At 74.4% G+C, this 18,350-nt stretch carries 21 protein-coding genes and 1 pseudogene; 5 read left to right on the top strand and 17 right to left on the bottom strand.

Annotated features, from left to right (window positions below; translation table 11 throughout):
- Nucleotides 1-16: 16 nt before the first annotated feature.
- Nucleotides 17-679 carry a hypothetical protein gene (locus tag ACI78S_RS20685; protein ID WP_456976855.1) on the bottom strand — a complete coding sequence of 221 codons (663 nt, stop codon included), beginning with the start codon at nt 677-679 and terminating at the stop codon, nt 17-19.
- A gap of 228 nt (nt 680-907) precedes the next feature.
- Here ACI78S_RS20685 and ACI78S_RS20680 point away from each other — a divergent pair, with 228 nt between their 5' ends.
- Both ACI78S_RS20680 and ACI78S_RS20675 read left to right on the top strand, forming a co-directional pair.
- On the top strand, nt 908-1,078 hold the full coding sequence (locus ACI78S_RS20680) for a hypothetical protein (RefSeq protein WP_456976854.1): 171 nt from the start codon (nt 908-910) through the stop codon (nt 1,076-1,078).
- Nucleotides 1,079-1,177: 99 nt separating this feature from the next.
- Nucleotides 1,178-2,272 carry an LCP family protein gene (locus ACI78S_RS20675; RefSeq protein ID WP_456976853.1) on the top strand — a complete coding sequence of 365 codons (1,095 nt, stop codon included), beginning with the start codon at nt 1,178-1,180 and terminating at the stop codon, nt 2,270-2,272.
- A gap of 10 nt (nt 2,273-2,282) precedes the next feature.
- Here ACI78S_RS20675 and ACI78S_RS20670 read toward each other — a convergent pair whose 3' ends face one another.
- The 8 genes from ACI78S_RS20670 to ACI78S_RS20635 form a co-directional block, all read right to left on the bottom strand.
- Nucleotides 2,283-2,468, bottom strand: a complete 186-nt coding sequence (locus ACI78S_RS20670) for a hypothetical protein (RefSeq protein WP_456976852.1) — start codon at nt 2,466-2,468, stop codon at nt 2,283-2,285.
- A 34-nt stretch (nt 2,469-2,502) separates the two neighbouring features.
- A complete protein-coding gene (locus tag ACI78S_RS20665; RefSeq protein ID WP_456976851.1) occupies nt 2,503-3,375 on the bottom strand; it encodes a hypothetical protein in 873 nt (290 codons plus the stop codon).
- A gap of 65 nt (nt 3,376-3,440) precedes the next feature.
- Nucleotides 3,441-3,650, bottom strand: coding sequence for a hypothetical protein (locus tag ACI78S_RS20660; RefSeq protein WP_456976850.1), 210 nt, complete (start codon nt 3,648-3,650; stop codon nt 3,441-3,443).
- Between the two features lie 34 nt (nt 3,651-3,684).
- Nucleotides 3,685-4,350 carry an arsenate reductase/protein-tyrosine-phosphatase family protein gene (locus tag ACI78S_RS20655; RefSeq protein ID WP_456976849.1) on the bottom strand — a complete coding sequence of 222 codons (666 nt, stop codon included), beginning with the start codon at nt 4,348-4,350 and terminating at the stop codon, nt 3,685-3,687.
- Nucleotides 4,351-4,443: 93 nt separating this feature from the next.
- Complete coding sequence (locus tag ACI78S_RS20650) at nt 4,444-5,172, bottom strand: PP2C family protein-serine/threonine phosphatase (RefSeq protein WP_456976848.1); 729 nt, start codon at nt 5,170-5,172, stop codon at nt 4,444-4,446.
- Between the two features lie 127 nt (nt 5,173-5,299).
- Nucleotides 5,300-5,746 carry a DUF4190 domain-containing protein gene (locus ACI78S_RS20645; RefSeq protein WP_456976847.1) on the bottom strand — a complete coding sequence of 149 codons (447 nt, stop codon included), beginning with the start codon at nt 5,744-5,746 and terminating at the stop codon, nt 5,300-5,302.
- A 182-nt stretch (nt 5,747-5,928) separates the two neighbouring features.
- Nucleotides 5,929-6,315 (bottom strand): hypothetical protein, encoded by a 387-nt coding sequence (locus ACI78S_RS20640; RefSeq protein WP_456976846.1) that lies wholly within the window; start codon nt 6,313-6,315, stop codon nt 5,929-5,931.
- Between the two features lie 366 nt (nt 6,316-6,681).
- On the bottom strand, nt 6,682-6,837 hold the full coding sequence (locus ACI78S_RS20635; RefSeq protein ID WP_456976845.1) for a hypothetical protein: 156 nt from the start codon (nt 6,835-6,837) through the stop codon (nt 6,682-6,684).
- A 193-nt stretch (nt 6,838-7,030) separates the two neighbouring features.
- Between ACI78S_RS20635 and ACI78S_RS20630 the strand changes: the two genes are divergently transcribed.
- Nucleotides 7,031-7,621 (top strand): hypothetical protein, encoded by a 591-nt coding sequence (locus tag ACI78S_RS20630; RefSeq protein ID WP_456976843.1) that lies wholly within the window; start codon nt 7,031-7,033, stop codon nt 7,619-7,621.
- A 14-nt stretch (nt 7,622-7,635) separates the two neighbouring features.
- Here ACI78S_RS20630 and ACI78S_RS20625 read toward each other — a convergent pair whose 3' ends face one another.
- Both ACI78S_RS20625 and ACI78S_RS20620 read right to left on the bottom strand, forming a co-directional pair.
- Nucleotides 7,636-7,839, bottom strand: coding sequence for a hypothetical protein (locus ACI78S_RS20625; RefSeq protein WP_456976841.1), 204 nt, complete (start codon nt 7,837-7,839; stop codon nt 7,636-7,638).
- 29 nt (nt 7,840-7,868) lie between these two features.
- Entirely contained in the window at nt 7,869-8,465 is a 597-nt protein-coding gene (locus tag ACI78S_RS20620; RefSeq protein WP_456976839.1) for a hypothetical protein, read from the bottom strand.
- Nucleotides 8,466-8,701: 236 nt separating this feature from the next.
- Here ACI78S_RS20620 and ACI78S_RS20615 point away from each other — a divergent pair, with 236 nt between their 5' ends.
- Nucleotides 8,702-9,505 (top strand): hypothetical protein, encoded by an 804-nt coding sequence (locus ACI78S_RS20615; RefSeq protein WP_456976837.1) that lies wholly within the window; start codon nt 8,702-8,704, stop codon nt 9,503-9,505.
- Between the two features lie 428 nt (nt 9,506-9,933).
- Nucleotides 9,934-10,107: a hypothetical protein gene (locus tag ACI78S_RS20610; RefSeq protein WP_456976835.1), complete on the top strand. Its 174-nt coding sequence runs from the start codon at nt 9,934-9,936 to the stop codon at nt 10,105-10,107.
- Nucleotides 10,108-10,133: 26 nt separating this feature from the next.
- On the opposite strand, the gene ACI78S_RS20605 is transcribed toward ACI78S_RS20610, so the two are convergent.
- The 6 genes and pseudogenes from ACI78S_RS20605 to fdh form a co-directional block, all read right to left on the bottom strand.
- Nucleotides 10,134-11,066, bottom strand: a complete 933-nt coding sequence (locus tag ACI78S_RS20605) for a diguanylate cyclase domain-containing protein (protein WP_456976833.1) — start codon at nt 11,064-11,066, stop codon at nt 10,134-10,136.
- A 93-nt stretch (nt 11,067-11,159) separates the two neighbouring features.
- Nucleotides 11,160-11,978 (bottom strand): glycosyltransferase, encoded by an 819-nt coding sequence (locus ACI78S_RS20600; RefSeq protein ID WP_456976831.1) that lies wholly within the window; start codon nt 11,976-11,978, stop codon nt 11,160-11,162.
- Nucleotides 11,979-12,101: 123 nt separating this feature from the next.
- Complete coding sequence (locus ACI78S_RS20595; protein WP_456976829.1) at nt 12,102-12,692, bottom strand: carboxymuconolactone decarboxylase family protein; 591 nt, start codon at nt 12,690-12,692, stop codon at nt 12,102-12,104.
- 98 nt (nt 12,693-12,790) lie between these two features.
- On the bottom strand, nt 12,791-13,819 hold the full coding sequence (nrfD, locus tag ACI78S_RS20590; RefSeq protein ID WP_456976827.1) for an NrfD/PsrC family molybdoenzyme membrane anchor subunit: 1,029 nt from the start codon (nt 13,817-13,819) through the stop codon (nt 12,791-12,793).
- A complete protein-coding gene (locus ACI78S_RS20585; protein WP_456976825.1) occupies nt 13,804-14,886 on the bottom strand; it encodes a 4Fe-4S dicluster domain-containing protein in 1,083 nt (360 codons plus the stop codon). Before ACI78S_RS20585 ends, nrfD begins: the two co-directional genes overlap by 16 nt.
- Nucleotides 14,883-18,170 (bottom strand): annotated as a pseudogene (gene fdh / locus ACI78S_RS20580) (formate dehydrogenase). Before fdh ends, ACI78S_RS20585 begins: the two are co-directional and overlap by 4 nt.
- Nucleotides 18,171-18,350 lie beyond the last annotated feature (180 nt).

The following is an 18,350-nucleotide window of genomic DNA, read 5'->3' as shown; positions in this document are numbered from 1 at the left end:
GCGGACGGTATGGGTGTCAGGCCCCGCTGCCAACCGCGACGGGCGGCGCCATCCGCACGGATGCGGCAGTTCGCACGTCCGGGGTACCCGGGCGGGCCGGACGGCGTGGCAGGAGCGCCACGAGGACCGCCACGAGCAGCCCGACGGCGGTCAGCGCCTCACCGCTCTCCTCGACGAACGTGGCGAACGCGGCCGACACCGGCCCGCCGGTGGCCCGGGCGTAGGAGGCGATCGCCGAGAGCCCGACGGCGGCGAGCACGTGCGCGCCGAGGACGGCGACCAGGCGGTTGCGGTCGCGGCCCCGCCCCAGCCCCCAGACGAGCGCGGCGCCGGCGACCACCAGCAGCCCCAGCACGGCCGGCAGCTGCAGGCGCAGGTTGCCGGCCAGCTGCGCGCCGGCGAGGACGGCCAGCACCGCCGCCGCCGCCGTCCACCACCGGCGCCGGGCGGGCTGGGTGGCGACCCCGAGGACGGCGGCCAGGACCGCGGCGCCGAGCACCGCCACCACGAGCCAGCGGGCGAGCGAGCCGGGGGCGTCCATCGCCAGCAGGTGCCCGAGGCGTCCGCGGACCTCGAACAGGCGCACGGCGAGCCCCGTGGTCTGCAGGAGGGCCACCGCCGCGGCGAGCGTGGCGGCGAGCGACGGGACGACCGGGTGCACTGGGACGGACCGGTTCACCCGCCTTGTGTAGCCGGGCGCCGACGCCGGTCCGGGCTGCCGCGCAGACGGGGCTCCGGACGCCGTCCCAGCCGTCCCAGGGGCACCACGCGGCCCGCAGGACGTCGCGGCCGGCACGGAGCGCGACCACGCGCGGACGCTGCGCCCGGACGGGCGACGCCCGTGTGAGGTCAACTGTTCACACGAGCAGCACTTTCGTCACGGTCGGCCATCGGTCAGACTGGCGCCGTGCTCACCCGGACGAGTGGCCGCTCCGACGCGCCCCGGCCCCGGTCGCCCGGCGACCGGCGTCGCGGCGCGCCGCTGCACGTGCACTGGTTCCGGTGGTCCGGCGACGACGCGTTCGGCCCGTCGAGCCTCTACGCCTGCCGCTGCGGCGCCGTGCGTCCCGGCCTCTGAAGCACCGGCCGCCGGCCGTCCCCCTGCCGGGTGAGAGCGCCTCCCCCGACGCGCACGCGCCCGTACCCTCGGGAAAGACGCACGTCACACGGGGGTTCCATGCGCGCGGACGAGGACGAGGCTGCCGACCGCGGCGCCCACGCGAGGCCTGAGGAGCCGATCGCGGGGCAGGGCTCGCACCGGCGCCGCCGCACGGCGCTCCGGCGGACCCTGATCGGCGCCGGCGTCCTCGCGGTCGCCCTCGCCCTGGTGGTCGGCGGTGGGCTGTGGTTCGTCACCGCCCGCTACGCCGGCAACATCGACCGGATCGACGACGTCTTCGCCGACCTGGAGGAGGAGGCCCGCCCGGCCCCGGCGACGGCCGCGGAGGAGGCCACCGCCGATCCGGTCACCTTCCTGCTGGTCGGCTCCGACACCCGGGGGCACGCGGCCGACGGCGAGGACCCCGACGGCCGCTCCGACGCGATCATGCTCGCCCGGCTGTCGGCCGACCGGCGGCACGCCCAGCTGGTCTCCATCCCCCGGGACTCCTGGGTGGAGATCCCCGGGCACGGGATGAACAAGATCAACGCGAGCTACGCCTTCGGCGGCCCCACGCTGCTCATCCAGACGGTGGAGCAGCTCACCCAGGTGCGCATCGACCACTACGTCGCCATCGACTTCGACGGCATCGCCGAGGTGACCGACGCGCTGGGCGGCGTCGACGTCGTGGTCGCCGAGACCACCGAGAACGAGGGCCACGTCTTCGAGGCCGGCGTCAACCACCTCACCGGCGAGACCGCCCGCTGGTACCTCGGCCAGCGCTACGGGCTCGAGGGCGGCGACTTCGACCGGGTGAAGCGGCAGCAGCAGTACCTGCGGGCGGTGTTCCAGAAGCTGTTCAGCTCCGACACGTTCACCGACCCCGCCGAGCTCGACGCCGCGCTGCGGGCGCTGACCGGCGCGGTGGCCATGGACGACACGCTGAGCAGCACCGGCCTGCTGGGCCTGGCGGTCTCGATGCGCGACCTGACCCCCGACGACGTCGACTTCTTCACCGCGCCCGTGCTCGGCACCGGCACGGAGGGCGCGGCGAGCGTCGTCTACCTCGACGACGTCACGTGCGAGCGCATGTGGGCCTACCTGCGAAGCGACTCGCTGTCGCAGAACGCCGCGGAGTTCGCGGCCGAGGCGCTGCCCGAGACGCCGCGCTGAGCCCGGGCGGTCAGCCGGCGAGCTGGCTGTCGGCGATCAGCGTCTTGGCGCCGCAACGGCGGCACAGCTCGTGGACGCGGGTGCCGGGGCGGAACGCCGGGTCGAGGCGGTCGGGGCCGCGGCGGACGGCCCGCGACTCGGTCAGGACGACGTCGTGGCTGCCGCAGAGGCCGCAGGGGTGGTCCAGCCGGGCCACCGTGAACCGGTGACGCCGGAGTTGCCTGCCGGGTTCACGCCTGGGCGTCGCGCACGCCGCGTCGGCCGGGCACGGCGTCCGGCACGTCGAGGGTCTGGGCGTCGACGGTGCGGCGCAGCGGCCAGTCGGCCGGCAGCACCAGGCGCGGGGCGACACCGGCCAGCACGGCGATGAGGAAGGCCACGCCGGCGAGCGCCTCGCCCGACTCCTCGACGTAGGTGGCGGCGGCGTACCACTCCGCGCTCGCCGCCCCGGAGACGGCGGAGAGGCCGACGGCGGCGACGGCGTAGCCGGCCAGCGAGCCGAGCACGCGCCGCCGGTCGCGGCGCTCGGTCCGGCTGAGGAACCACAGGGCGCCGACGACGACGCAGGCCAGGAGAACGCTCAGCGCGGTCGCGGTGGTGGTGCCGACGGCGTCCTGCAGCGCCGACAGCGCGTCGGCGTGCACGGTGCTGCCGGCCTTGACGGCGGCGACGAGGCCGGCCACCAGGCCCACACCGGTCCACCAGGTGCGGCGGCCGGGCACGGCGCCGGCGCCGGTGAGGGCGATCAGGGCGGCGGCGGCGAAGAGGAGGGCGACGAAGAGCCGCGGCACCGAGTAGGGGGCGTCCATCGACAGGAGGCGGGAGGTCGACCCGGTGAGCCGGAGGACGAAGCCGATTGTCTCGAGCGCGACCGCGATCGCCGCGAGGGCGATGCCGATCGGCGGCAGCGGGATGCGCCGGCGCCGCACGCGCACCGCGGGCGCCACCTCGCCGGAGGCGGCCAGGCCGGGCACGTCGGCCGTCGTCAGCACCTCGATCTCACGCCATTCGGCGAGCCGGATGCCCCGGCCGATGACGACGCCGACGAGAGCACCGACCACCAGCCACGCGACCAGCCCGCCCAGGACCCACCACACCCACACGACCGGACTATCGGCAGGTCAGGCGGAAAACCTGAACGGGAGCGGCCGGATGTGGCGGATGTGGCTCAGGCGGAGGCGAAGCCGGGGATGTCGGCCGTGGTGAGGACGGCGCCCTCGTCGGCCGAGCGGCGGTCTGCCAGTCGGATCCCCCGGCCGACGACCAGGCCGACGAGGAGGGCAACCACGAGCCACACGGTCAGCCCGCCGAGGGCCCACAGCATCCACACGCTGTGGTCATCGGCGGACTCCGCCGCGGCTCTGACCATGGCCGTCACGCGTGCAACATAGATCACACGCACCTCGACCGGCTCAGCGGCCCGGCCGCACCAGCCCGGCGACGCCGTCGGTGAACGGCACGCCGACGCCCGGGTCGTCCGCGACGAGGTCCGCGAACCGCTCGAGCAGCGGGAGGAGCGCGGCCGCGACGAGGTCACCGGCCTCCTGGTGGGCCTCCAGCGGCAGGTTGATCGGGTCGAGGACGTCGTCGTCCTCGCCGCCGACGTGCCGCGAGCGGCCGGTGGCCATCGCCCGCACCAGGTCGCGTGCCCGGCTCGGCAGGTCGTCGCCATCGGCCTCGACGTCGCCCAGCAGCGTCAGGACGTCGGCCGCCTCCCGCAGCGTGAAGGTGCGGGCCAGGGTCCGGGGCGCCAGCTGCAGCACGTGGTGCCGGTGCGCCCGGGTCATGGTGAGGACCAGGTCGGCGCCGGCCGCGTGCTCGGGCTGCAGCTGCCGCGCGGCGAAGGCGCCGGGGTCTCCCCCGAGGCCCGCCAGCACGAGCGCGCTGTCGGGGTGCATCCCGCTGCCCACGACCGCGCCGGTGCCGGCGCTGGACAACCGGATCAGGCCGGCGTCGTCGCCGAGGACGTCGTCCAGGTATGCCCGGCCCAGCCGCTCGGCGAGGGCGGAGCGGCAGATGTTGCCGGTGCAGACCAGGAGGATCCGGAACTGGTCTGTCGGGTCCTGCTGTCCGGGCACCGGGACAGTGTGCGGGTCAGCAGGCGCCGGAACCACGCCGGACCACACCTGGGCTGAGCGCGATCGCCACTGCTCGTGGGGGACACCCCGCCGTCACTGGCTGACGCAGACGACGACGATCGTGACGTTGTCCTGGGCCGCTACATCGACGGCTCGTGCGACCAGCGCGTCGGCGAGACCCGGATTCTCCTGCTCTGCCGCCGTCACGTCGGCGATCTGGACGTCGCTCAACTCTCCCGTGAGGCCATCGGTGCACACCAGCAAGCGTTGCCCGGGGGCAACTGGGACGTACTGGAAATCCGGTCCGCCACGGTCGCCGAAGCCGAGCGCTTTGGTGATCATGTGCCGCTGGGGGTGGGTGAGAGCACGCTCCTCGGTGATGGCGCCGGCGTCGACGAGGGCCTGCACCACGGAGTGGTCGGTGCTCACCTGCTGCAGGCCGTCGGCCTCCGACCAGCGGTAGATGCGCGAGTCGCCCACGTTGAACGTCACCCAGCAGATCTCACCCTCGTGCTCGGTGAGCGCGATGCCGGCGACCGTCGTACCCGGCCTGCTGCCGGCCTCGATGGACTGGCCGAGGGCCTGGATGTCCTTGTCCGCCTGCTCGAGGGCGGCCTTGATGGCCTGCACGCTCACCGTCGGGCCCTGCGCGATCTCGGCCAGGCGCGCCACGGCGATCTCGCTGGCCTTCTTGCCCTCCGCGTGGCCGCCCATGCCGTCGGCCACGGCGAAGATCGGCGGCGCCGCCAGGTAGCTGTCCTGGTTCTCGGCGCGCTGCCCCGTGTGGGTGGCTGCTCCCCAGCTCAGCTCGGGCAGTTCCATCGACGCTCCCGTCCACGACGTTCTCGACCCTCGACCGACGGCCGCCCCCCGTGGGCGAGCGCGCCGAGCGTATGCGCCGCTCGTCACCTTCCGCGACGGCAGGGGCACGGGTCGCGCGGTCAGCGGCTCAGGACGTGCCCACCGACAGGAATGCGACGAGGAAGATCAGACCCGGGATCGCGCCGATGATCCCGCACACCAGGCCGGCGATCGCCAGGCCGTTGCTGGCCCCGGTCCGCTTCCCCTGGTTCATCCCGACCGCGCTCAGCACGATGCCCGTGCCGGCGAGCAGGAAGCCCAGGACCGGGATCCAGCACAGCACCAGGCCGGTCAGCCCGGTGACGAAGCCGGCGATGCCGACGCCGTTGGCCGGCTGCGGTGGCGCGTACACCGGGTAGCCCGGCGCCGGATAGGGGGCGCCGTACCCGTACGGCGTCGGCTGGGGCGGGACCGGTCCCGGCGGCGGGACGAACCCCGGCGGCGGCGCGCCCCACGACGGCTGCGGTTGAAAGGGCGGCACGCCGTCCTCCGGCCGTTCCGGCTCGTCCTCGTGCCGGCCGTTCTGCTCGCTCACGACGTCCTCCCGCTCGGTCCCGCGGACGCCACGGACGTCCGCGTCCAGTGTGGTGGCCGGCGCCCCGGCGCGGGCGCTGCCGCTCCCCCGCGTCACCCCCAGGGAGGGCTCGAACGACGACGGGCCGGCGCCCAGCCACCGCAGTGACCGGGACGCCGGCCCGCCGAGCGCGGCCGCTGCCGTCAGACCGACGACAGCGAGGACGCCACCGAGAAGACGAAGGCCAGCAGGAGGATCCACACGAGGACGGCGAGGATGCCGCAGACCAGGCCGGCGATGGCCAGGCCGGTGCTCGCGCCCTTCTTCTTGCCCTGGGAGATGCCGATCCCGCCGAGCACGACGCCGACGAGGCCGAGGAGCATGCCGATCCACGGCACCCAGCAGAGGACGAGGCCGACGAGGCCGCAGACGAAGCCGGCGACGCCGAGGCCGTTGCCCGGCGCCTGCTGCGGCGCGGGGTAGCCGTAGCCGGGCTGCGGCGCCGCGTAGCCCTGCGGGGCGGGCGCGGCGTAGCCCTGGGGGGCCGGCGGGTTCGGCGGGTAGGTGGGGTCGTACTGCTCGGTGGACATGGCGTTCCCCGTTCGGGTCCGTCGTCGGCTCGTCCGACGTTCCGGGGCAGGGTCGTGACCGAGGTCGCCGTCGCCAAGCAGGCTCACGTGTTGCGCATCGTGTCGTGGCCCACAGGGCACACCCACCTCTCCCGTGCGGCCCCTGTCACCTGCGCGGGGTACTCGGGCCCCGTTGCGTGGAACTGGCCCGTCCAGAACCCTGTGGCCCAGACACGGAGCCGACCAGGGGCTCCGCATCACGGGCCTCGAGCCATGGGGCACCGGGTTCCCTCTTCTCCGGCGTGCGCCCGCGGACCGACCGTGCCCCCGTCCTCCCGTGCGCACCACGACCGGCAGTCGTCCGGCCCGCGGCGAGACGTGCTCCCGTCAGTCCGTCGTCCGGTCGCGGCGGTGGACCGACGGACGACGGCGCTCCCGCGCCACACCCTCCCGGACGTCGGCGTGCGCGACGACCGCCCCGAGCAGGAGCGCGCCGCCGGCCGCCAGGCCCACCCACACGGTCACGATCAGCAACCACCACACGGCGCGCACCTCCTCTCGGTGTGACGGAAAGCCTCCGCTGGGGCAGGGCGCTCGGACAATCGCCCAGTCCTGGGGGACGGACTCGTCCCCGCCGTCCCACCCGGTCCCGGCCGTCGCACCTGCCACGCCGCCTCCCCCGCCCCGGCACCGCCGCTGCCTAGCGTGGGCGCGGACCGGAGGAGGGAGGCGTCGGGTGGCCACGATCGGGGTCGTCGGCCGGCACCGCGCCGGCTCCCTTCCACGGGCGCGATGCCGGGGGACGGCGGGCGAACGCCGGGCCTGGCTCGCGCCGCTGCTCGCCCTCGTGGCCATCGGCCTGCTCCCCGTGCTCGGGCACGGGCTGACCTGGCTCGGGACGGTCGCCACCGATGCGCCGGCCGCCGCGACCGGCACGACGACGCCCGCCGCTCCCCGGTCGACCGCCGCGGCCCGACCGGCGCAGCCGGCGACCGCCTCCCCGAGCACCGGGGCCACGGCGACGGCGACCCCGCCCGACGCCGCGGCGCCGTCGGCCCCCTCGACCACGGCCGGCGCCGCCCGGAGCACCACCCCGGCCCGCGCCACGGCACAGCCGCCCGCGGTCGCCCCGGCGCCCGTGGTCGTCGCGCCGCCGGGCTCGGGGACGGGGACCGGGACGGGAACGGGCACGGTGGAGTCGCCGGTCGACCCGGTCGAGGAGCCGCCGGTGGTCGGGCAGCCGCCGCCGGAGGCGCCGCCGGTCGAGGAGCCGCCGGTGGAGGCGCCGCCGGTCGAGGAGCCCTGCACCACCTGCGGCACTCCCTGAGCGCCGCCGGCCGATCAGCGGTCGGCGCGCCGCCGCTCCCTCCAGGCCGAGCGCAGGACGGGGCCGCAGGCCACGGCCGAGACCACGAGCATCCCCACGCCGAAGACGATCGTCTCGGTCGCGCCGAGCAGGAACAGCGAGACGGCGACACCGATCACCGCGACGAGCTCGACGGCGATGACGACGACGAGGAACGCGAGCAGGAGCCGGGCGGCCACGGGCCCATCGTCCCCCATCCGCGCGGTGCTCACGGCACCTGCGGCGGCTCCACGGGCTCGGGCGTCTCCGACGGCTCCTCCTCGGAGCGGTCGGGATCGTCGGCGGGGTCGGTCGGCTCCGTGGCCTCGGGCCGATCCGTGGGTTCCGGCGTCTCGGGCTCGGCCGGTGCCGGCGGGGCGGGCGGGACCGGCTCGGGGACCAGCACCGGGACGGGCGTCTGCGCGTCGTCCGCCGGGGTCGTCGCCTCCGGGGCCGGTGCCGCGACGGGCTCCTCGGTGGCGGACGGCACCGGCGCGGGCGTCTCCGCGGACGACGACGGCGCGGTGGACCGGCCGCCGGCGGACGAGCGCGGCGCCGAGGAGGTCGCTGCGTCGTCCGGCCCGCCCGTGGTGGTCGCCCAGCCGTCGCCGACCTCGGCCCGCCGCCACGGCTCGCCCAGCTCGCCGTCGGACGCCGGACCGGCCGAGGTGGCGACGGCGGAGCTCGCGGCGTCCTCGGCCCGCACCTGCGGGGCGTCGGACACGCTGACCGCGACGAGGACGGCGACGCCGAGGACGGCGTTGCCCCCGGCGATCCCCCACCAGAGCCGGCGGCGCGACCGCCGGATCGCGTGCCGAGCGCTCATCGGACGCACGCCCTGATGACCAATGCCACACCCCCGTAAGCGGCACGTCGACTTGAGAGTTTCAAGCTTGTCATTCCCCTGGCCTGCACGGAAGGGGTTGGCTGACCCTTTGTGACCAATCCGTCACAGGGGCTGTGGCGAGGGGCGCGGGACCACTGTGACGGCCGTGCCGGGGAGCGTTCCGACACGCTCCGGTATCACCGTGCGCGTCCGTCCCCGCCCCTAGCCTTCCGCCCATGTCCTGTCCCAGCTGCGGGACGACGAGCGCACGCACGCAGCTCCTGCCGGGGTACTGGCGGTGCGACGCCGTCGTCGAGGTCGACGAGCTCGTCGGCGCCGGCTCCGGCACCGCGCCGGCCGGTGGGGAGCCCCGCCGGTGCGGCGCGGTCTACCTCCAGACGCGCACCGACGACTCCGGCCCGCAGACCTGCCGGTGCGGGGAGCCGGCGGTGGGCGAGTGCGCGGAGTGCACGCGGCTGGTGTGCGCCGACCACTCCGACCTCTGGCAGGGCTGGCGGGTGTGCGACCGCGACCTGGCGACCGCCCGCATGCGCGCCCGCGCCGCCGCGCTGGCCGAGGAGCGCCGGATCCAGGAGGCCGCGGCCGCCGCGGAGGCCGAGCGCCGCCGGCTGCGCAACACGCTGCTCGACCTCTCCCCCGCCCAGGCGCTCGAGCTGCTCTACGTGCAGCAGCCGCGCACCGAGCAGGAGATCCGCTCGGCCGACACCGTGCTGCGCCGGCTCCCCGGCGCCGCGTTCACCCGGCTGTGCCTCGACGTCCTCCCGGGCCTCGGCGCCCCGGAGAGGACCAGGCGCAGCGGCCTGCGGCGGCTGTCGGGGTGGCCGTTCGCCGGCCCGCACTACCACGGCCGGTCGTGGCTGCTGACCCACAAGGGCGACTGGTACCGCAGCGGCTCCTACGGGATCTCCGGCGCCGAGCAGGGGCACCGCGGGGAGAAGGTGCCGTTCGACGACACCGAGAAGCGCGCGGTCATCTACGAGATGGCCTGGCAGCAGTCGGTCGCCAGCGGCGTCGCCTGACCCGCGCTCCCCCAGCCGAACGGCCGCGGCCTCCTGGATCCGGCGCCCTCGACCCCCGCGCAGCCGTCCAGCGGCCGGCCCTCCACGAGACCGGCGGTCTCGTGGCTGTCACGCCCCGGAACAGCACGAGAACGCAGATCTCACCGTGGGGTCAGGGTGGGGCGACGGCGGCCGGCAGCCCGTCGTCGCCGGCGGCTGATCCCGCTGGCCACGCGGCTGCCCAGCACTGGACCGTCCTCGACTTTGGTCGTACGACAGCTCGCCGGAGCCCCCGCACGCGGCGGATCGCCGCCAGAGTGGTTCCCGCGACGGGCCGCCTGCCTCCCCCCGTGGGCCGGCGGCCCGTTGCGCGTTCCGCGGCACATCCACTCCCAGAGCGGCGCGGAAAGGGGTGCGCGATGCCGTCCTACCGGTTGTTGGTCGGATCCGTGACCGAGGAGTTCGACGCCGAGGGTGACGAGCACGCCATCGGCCACGCGCACGAGCTGACGCGGGGTCTGCCGCCGATCGAGTCGGGCGACGCCCTGTCGAGCGTCCTGCGCCTGGAGAAGCACGGCCACTCGGGCTGGGGGCTGATCTTCGCCTGGCGGCCCGAACGCTGAGAGGCCGGAAGGCCCGGTTCGGCGCGTCAGGCCCGGTGCGCCCGCCGGACGCTCTTCACGCCGTACATGGCCAGGTCGGCCTGGGTCATGACGCCGTCGGCGTCGTCACCGGGCCGGCCGGCGGCCGAGCCGATGCTCGCCCCGATCCGCACGACGACGTCGTCGATCTCGAACGGCTGGTCCATGAGCTCCTCGAGCCGGCGCACCCGCGCGGCGAGCGCGTCGCCGTCGAGCGCCGGGGCGACCAGGACGAACTCGTCGCCGCCCAGGCGGGCCACGATGTCCTCCGGGGCGGCCAGCCGCCGCAGCCGCTCGGCGACGGCGACCAGCAGCCGGTCACCGACGGCGTGCCCGTACCGGTCGTTGACCTCCTTGAAGCCGTCGAGGTCGCAGAACAGCAGCCCGCACCCACCGCCGCTCTCGGGGTCGAGGTGGGCGCGCAGGGCCGCGAACAGCGCGCTGCGGTTCGCCACACCGGTGAGCGGGTCGGTCATCGCCAGCCGGCGCGCGTGCGCCTCCCGCAACCGGTGCACGGTGACGTCGATGCCGATGAAGGCGACCGCGTAGGGGCGGCCGTCGGCCGAGCTGAGCACGCTCGTCTGCAGCTCGATGCGGCGCGGCTCGCCGTCGCCGTTGACCCAGTCGACCTCGCCGGGGATCTGCGGCTGCCCGGCCAGGACGGCGGCGATGCCCAGGCGGGCGATCTCCACCTCGGCCGGCTGCACGACGAGGTCGTAGAGCATGGAGCCGATCAGCTCGTCCCGCGTCCGCCCGGTGAACCGCTCCAGGGCGGGGTTGCCCAGCAGGATGCGGCCGTCGCCGTCGCAGACGAGCACGAGGGCCGACGTCGCCTCGATGGTGGCCATCGCCAGGCCGTCGAGCACCGACGACGGCACGGGCACGCGCGCGGCGCGACCGGCGACCGGCGCAGCCGGTGCGGATCTGCGGGTGGCGCGCACGTGGACGTCCTCTCGGGCGGTGGCCTGACGAGGACGACATCGACCTGACCAGGCACGACCTTGCGCCCGGACCCCCCGATCGGGTGACGGCGGCTACCGGCGGCCCACCCGGGTCCCGCGCAGGCCCAGCCGGCTCTCCAGGACGCGGACGGTGTCGCTGAGCAGCACCCGCGGGGTGTCGGGCGCGTCGGCGAGCGGCGGGAAGTGCACCCGCCAGTGGCGGCCGTACTTGCGGCGCAGGCCGCGGCGCATCTCCGACGTCGCGTACCTCGTGTACACGGGCAGCACCGCGTCGGCGGTGACCCCGGAGGCGTGGGTGAGGTAGGCGCGGTGCGTGACGGCGCAGCCCCCGCCGAGGGCCCGGTTGCGCAGCACGTAGTCCTCCATGGCACCCCACCCGTGGCGGCCGAACGCCGTGGCGTCGAGCGGGCCGAGCGCGCGGTACCGCTCGGTCGTGAACGCGAAGCACGTCCCGTCGATCAGCGGGACGCCGAGCTCCACGGGCTCCGGCACGAACTCCTCGACCGGCCCGCGGTGGTAGCGGTTCTGGGTGGGCACCGCGTCGTCGTAGCAGGGCGCGACGAGGTCTTCCGGGCGCCGCTCGAGCGCCGCGCGCAGCCCCGCGAAGAACCCGTCGGAGAGCCGGGTGTCGTTGTTCAGCGGGACCAGCCAGTCGCAGCCGGCGGCCGCGGCCGTCGCCACCCCCAGGTTGGTGCCGCGCAGCCAGCCCAGGTTCTCCCCGGGCCGGAGGACCTGCACCCCGCGGCCGGCGGGCGCGGTGTAGTCGCCGGCGTTGTCGACGACCACGACGTGCACCAGGTCGGCTTCCCGCAGGCAGTCGGCCACGACCTCCGCCGTCATGTCCGGCATCCCGTAGGCGGGGATGACGACTCCCCCGCGGTTCAGCTCCACGGGCGGGGACGCTGGCCAGCCGAGCTGTGCAGAACCCGTGCGGAGGATCGCCGAACCCTTCGGCTCAGCCGGACGACCCGGGCCCCTCCGCGTCGCGGAGGGGCCCGGGTCCTCGCCCCGCGGTCAGGCGCTCGCCGCCGCGACCGAGGGAGCCGCGAGCGGCTTCAGGTCGCACGAGGCCGCCAGGCCCATCGCCTCGATGCCGAAGGCGGTGTTGGTGCGGGTGTAGAAGTTCGCCAGCCCGATGAACGCGGTCAGCTCCACCAGCGCCGGGGCGCCGAGCTGCCTGAGCAGGCTGGCCGACATCTCGTCGGTGACCGCCGGTGGGGTCTGGCTCATCGCCTCGGCGTACGCCATGACCTCCCGCTCCAGCGGCGTGAACACGTCTGACTCGCGCCAGCGCGGCACCTCGCGGGCCTTGGTGAGGTCGAGCCCCTCGTTGTGCGCCTGGAAGTAGCCGAGGTCGAGGCAGAAGCTGCACCCGACGTAGCTGGCCACCGCCATGTGCGCGAACGACTTCAGGCTCAGGTCGCACGCGTCCCACTTCTGCGACCTGCGGCCCAGTCCGAAGCTGAAGTTCAGCACCTTGCGGTTGTGCCACATCACGCCGAGCCCCTCGGGCACGTCGCCGAGCATCTTGCGCGACATCCGCTTCACCACCGCGCCGTAGACGCCGGTGAGCTCCGCCTCCGGGATGCGGGTCCTGCTGGCCATGTCTCCTCCTCCGAGTGGGTGTTCTCGGACATGGAGACGCGGGCCCCGCCCCGGATGTGACATCGCGGCCGCGGGGCCTGGAGCAACAGGGCGTGGCGCTAGGTCGTGACCGTGGGGGCGTGGCCGTTCTGCCGCGCCGCGAGCCGTTCCCGCTGCGGGACGACGGTGTACTTGGGGTCGCGCGCGCTGGCCACGCCGGCGTCGTAGACGCCGAACCGGGTGAGCGCCGAGCCGGCCGCCAGCAGCGCGCCGGCGGCCACCGCGCCCAGCCGGCGGCGCCCCGCCACCACGGTCAGCGCCGCCCCGGCCGCGGTGCACGCCTTGGCCGCGCGCAGCAGCCGGCCGGGCCTGCCCTCGTGGAACGGCTCGCTCACGATCCCGTGCCCGGTCTCGACCTTCTGCATCACGGCCAGCTCGATCGCCGCCCCGGCGACCGCCATCCGGCGCGCCGGGGCCGCCTCGGCCACCGGCGCGAGGGCCATCGTGATCCCGCCGCCGGCCGCCATGCCGGAGGCCCCGAACACGTAGGGCAGCTGCGTGCCGGCCGCGTGCCACGACGGGACGGCGGTGTTGCCCAGCAGCACCCCGGTGTAGGTGGCCAGCGGCCCGGCGAACACCGCCGAACCGACCGCGCCGAGCTTGCGCAGCACCGGGAACCGGCCGAGCACGTGCAGCCCCGCCGTCGCCACGGCCAGCGCGCTGAACGGCGAGAGGATGTAGGTGCCCACCGACAGCGGCGACGTCGGTTTGAACACCCGCAGCATGTGCAGGAACCGCTCCGGCCGCCCCAGGTCGACCACCAGCAGCCCCACCGACGCCAGCGCCCCGCCACCGGCGAACAGGTGCGCCGCACGGGTCAGCTTCGGCCGGTCGGTGAACTCCCCCAGCGCCCCCAGGACCGACGTCGCCCCGGCCGCGCCACCGAAGAACAGGTACAGCGGCACCTCGGGGCTCTTCCAGGCCGGTTCCTTGATGATCGGGCGCCCGTAGTAGGAGGTGAACTCGGCCTCCGGCACCATCGCGACCTCGCCGCGGCCGCGCCCGCCGCCCTTGCGGCGACGCCTCTGCAGGGCCGGCCCCATCGCCGACCGCCAGCCCTGCCCCGGACCGGTCACCTGCGCCGCCACGACGTGACGAACGCCGACACCGCCACGCCGACGATCATCGCCGCGCCCTTCGCCGCCGCCTTCCACATCGCCGGCAGGTCGCGGGTGGTCACCACCGGGTCCGGCGGCAGCCCGTACACCTCCGGCTCGTCGAGCAGCAGGAAGAACGCCCCGTTGCCGCCCACGCCGTCGTCCTCGTCGCGCCCGTACAGCCGCGCCGTCTCCACGCCCTGCGCCTTGAGCGTGGCCAGCCGCGCGTCGGCCCGCGCCTGCAGCTCGTCGAGGTTGCCGAACTGGATCGACTGCGTCGGGCACGCGGTGGCGCACGCCGGCATCAGCCCGTCGGTCAGCCGGTCGTAGCAGAGGGTGCACTTGAACACCCGGCCGTCGTCCTCGCGCCGGCTGATCACCCCGTACGGGCAGCCGACCACGCAGTAGCCGCAGCCGTTGCAGATGTCGCCCTGCACGACGACGGTGCCGAACTCGGTGCGGAACAGCGCCCCGGTCGGGCAGACGTCGAGGCAGCCGGCGTGCGTGCAGTGCTTGCAGACGTCGGAGCTCATCAGCCACCGGATCTGCTTGTCGGCGCCGCTCTGCCCCGTCTGCGGGTCGAACTCCGAGAGCGCCTCGGCGTTGAGCACCGAGGCCTGCGCGTTGGCCAGGCTGTCGGGGTGGGCGTTCGCCGGCGAGCGGCCCGCGCCCAGCGGCTCGTCGTCCTGCCGGTCGTCGCCGGGCCGGCCGAACGTGGGCATCGGCAGGTCGACGGTGCGGCTCTGCTCGATGAACGCCACGTGCCGCCAGGTGTTGGCGCCGAGCTGCCCGGTGTTGTCGTACGACATGCCCGACAGGCCGATGACGTCGCGCGTGCCGTGGGAGTCGTCCATCGGCAGCGTGTTCCACTCCTTGCACGCCACCTCGCAGGCCTTGCAGCCGATGCACACCGAGGTGTCGGTGAAGAAGCCCACCCGCGCCGGGTGGTCGCCGTCGTAGCCTGCCTCGGCCTGCACGTCGGGCAGCGGCCCGAACAGCCGGTGGTCGGGGTCGCGCCCGGCGAACGCCGCCGGGCTCGCGGAGCTGAAGAAGCTCACGTGGTCTCCTCACCGGTCGAGGCCTCCACCGGGGCCCGGCCGTTCACGCCGACCCGGCCCGACGGCACACCGGCCCGCAACCGGTAGGACTCCACCAGCTCGAGCAGCTCCCGCCCGCGCGGCCGCGGGCCCGGGCGGATGTCGCAGGTGGACACCTTCGACTCCTGGATGTGCGTGTTGGGGTCGAGCACGATGCCCAGCAGGTCGTTGGCGGAGTCGCCGGTGGAGATGCCGCTGTAGGCCCAGTGGTAGGGCATGCCGATCTGGTGCACGACGGTGCCGTCGCGCAGCCTGATCGGCCGCACCCGCTCGGTGACCAGCACCTTGGCCTCGACCGCCGTCCGGGCGCTGATCAGCGTCGCGAGCTCGCCGTTGGTGAGCCCGCGCAGCTCGGCGAGCTCGGGCGAGACCTCGACGAAGAACTCCGGCTGCAGCTCGGCCAGGTAGGGCAGGGTCCGGCTCATGCCGCCGGCCGTGTGGTGCTCGGTCAGCCGGTAGGTGGTGACGGCGAACGGGTAGACCGCGCTGCGGGTCGGGTTGGCCCGGTTCCACGGGCCCTCGATCATCTCGAGGGTCGGGTTCTCCTGCTGCTTGTAGAACGCGTTCTCCACCACCGACTCGGCCGGCTCGTAGTGCGCCGGCAGCGGCCCGTCGACCAGGCCGGCCGGCGCGAACAGCCACGCCTTGCCGTCGCCCTGCATGACGAACGGGTCGTTGCCGGCCAGCGCCGCCTGCGCCTGGGCGCCGTCCGGCGGGACGTAGTCGGGCCGCTTCTCGGCCTCGAAGTCGGGGATGTCCAGGCCGGTCCACCGGCCGGCCTCCTCGTCCCACCACACGTACTTCTTGCGCTCGCTCCACGGCCTGCCGTCGGGGTCGGCCGAGGCGCGGTTGTAGAGCATGCGGCGGTTGAGCGGCCACGCCCAGCCCCACTCGGAGGCGACCGGCCCCTGCTCCCGGCCCGGCTTGCGGCGGGCGGCCTGGTTCACCTCGTCGGCGTAGACGCCGCAGTAGATCCAGCAGCCGCTCGTGGTCGAGCCGTCGTCCTTCAGCTGCATGTACGAGTTCAGCGCCCGGCCGTCGGGGCCGACGCCGTTGATCTCGCGCAGCACCGCCTCGGCGTCGGGGTCCTGGGTCTCCCCGTGCAACGGGTAGTCCCAGGTCAGCTGCTGCAGCGCGCGGTCGCGCGGGTCGGTGGAGTCCTTCAGCCGCTCCCGCAGGATGCGGCCCAGGTGGTAGTAGAACCACAGGTCGCTGCGGGCGTCGCCCGGCGGCTCGACCGCCTTGTGCCGCCACTGCAGCACCCGCTGGGTCTGCGTGAAGGTGCCCTCCTTCTCCACGTGCGTGGCGGCGGGCATGAAGAAGACCTCGGTGCCGATCGTCTCCGGCGCCAGCTCGCCGGTCTCGATCTCGGGGGCCTCCTTCCAGAAGGTGGCCGACTCGATCATCTGCAGGTCGCGGACGACGAGCCAGTCGAGGTTGGCCAGCCCGAAGCGGTTCATCCGGCTGTTCGGGTGCCCGACGACGGGGTTCTCCCCCACCAGGAAGTAGCCGGAGACCTTGCCCTCGATCATGTCGGCGATCGTGCGGTAGCTGCTGTGGTCGCCGTCGATCTTGGGGATGTGGTCGAAGCAGTAGTCGTTCTCGGCGGTGGCGTGCTCGCCCCACCAGGCCTTGAGCAGGCTGACCATGTACGACCGCTTGTTGCCCCAGAAGCCGGCCTTGCCGGCCGCGTCGGCGCAGTACTCGTCGAGCGTCTGGTGCTGCAGGGCGTGCGGCTGCGGCAGGTAGCCGGGGAGCAGGTTGAACAGCGTGGGGACGTCGGTGCTGCCCTGGATGCTGGCGTGCCCGCGCAGCGCCATGATCCCGCCGCCGGGGCGGCCGATGTTGCCCAGCAGCGCCTGCAGGATCGACGCCGTCCGGATGTACTGCGCGCCGACGCTGTGCTGGGTCCAGCCCACCGAGTACACCCACGCCGTCGTCCGGTCGCGGTTGCTGTTCTCGGTGACCCACCGGGCGACCTGCTCGAAGACCTCCGGCTCGATGCCGCAGACCTCGGCCACCATCTCGGGCGTGTAGCGGGCGAAGTGCCGCTTGAGCACCTGGAAGACCGTGCGCGGGTGGTGCAGCGTGTCGTCGCGCTTGGGCTTGGCCGGGATCGGCGGCCCGCCGCTGCCGGCCGCCTGCGCGCGGTCGGCCTTCTTGACGTCGGGGTGGTCCTCGATGGCGTCCTGCTGGGCGGCTCCGGCCGGGTCGTCGGAGCCCGAGTGCGGCGGCTCCTCCGGCTCGTAGCGCCAGCTGTCCTCGTCGTAGGTGCGGGTCCCGGGGTTGAAGCCGGAGTACAGGCCCTCGAGGTCCTCGGTGTCGACGAAGTCCTCCCCCACCAGCGCCGCGGCGTTGGTGTAGGCGACCACGTACTCCTTGAAGTACTTCTCGTTCGTCAGGACGTGGTTGATCAGCCCGCCGAGGAACGCGATGTCGGTGCCGATCCGGATCGGCACGTGCAGGTCGGCGATCGCGCTCGTGCGGGTGAACCGCGGGTCGATGTGCACCACCTTGGCCCCGCGCGCCTTGGCCTCGCTCACCCACTGGAAGCCCACCGGGTGGCACTCGGCCATGTTCGAGCCCTCGATGACGATGCAGTCGGAGTTCGCCAGGTCTTCGAGGAAGTTGGTCGCGCCACCACGGCCGAACGAGGCACCCAGACCGGGCACCGTGGCGGAGTGCTATATGCGCGCCTGGTTCTCGATCTGGATCGCGCCCAGGGCGCTGTAGAGCTTCTTCATGAGGTAGTTCTCCTCGTTGTCGAGGGTCGCCCCTCCGAGGCTCGCTACTCCCATGGTCCGGTTGACGCGCTTGCCGTCGTTGACGTCCTGCCAGCCCTTGCGGCGGGCCTCCAGGACGCGGTCGGCGATCATCTCCATCGCCGTGTCGAGGTCGAGGTCCTCCCACTCCGTCCCGTACGGACGGCGGTACTTCACCGTGGTGACGCGGGTGGGGCTGGTGACCAGCTGCTTGCTCGCGCCGCCCTTGGGGCAGAGCCGGCCGCGGCTGATCGGCGAGTCGGGGTCGCCCTCGATCTGGACGATCTGCTCGTCCTTGACGAAGACCCGCTGCCCGCAGCCGACCGCGCAGTAGGGGCAGACGCTCTGCACGACCCGGTCGGCCGTGGCCGTCCGGGAGACCAGCTGCTCCGTGCCCTTGCTGCGCGCTGCCCTGCCGCGGCCGAGGGGATCGCTTCCGGTGAGCTGGCGGTACACCGGCCACGCGTCGAGCCAGGTCTTCACGGGTCGAACTCTGCCACCAGCGCGGCATCGCGGCACGCCGACGGCCGTCTGCCCCGCTAGGGCGTGTCTGACGGATCTTGGCGGTCCGGATCGGCAGGCTCCGGGCGATGCGACAGCATCGAGCGGTGGTCTCCGATGAGGCGTGGGCGTGGATGGAGCCGTTGCTGCCGTCCTCGGCCG

The sequence above is a fragment of the Geodermatophilus sp. SYSU D00815 genome (assembly GCF_054050035.1).
Note: the sequence above shows the minus strand (reverse complement) of the source record. Positions and strands in the feature narration are given on the sequence as shown.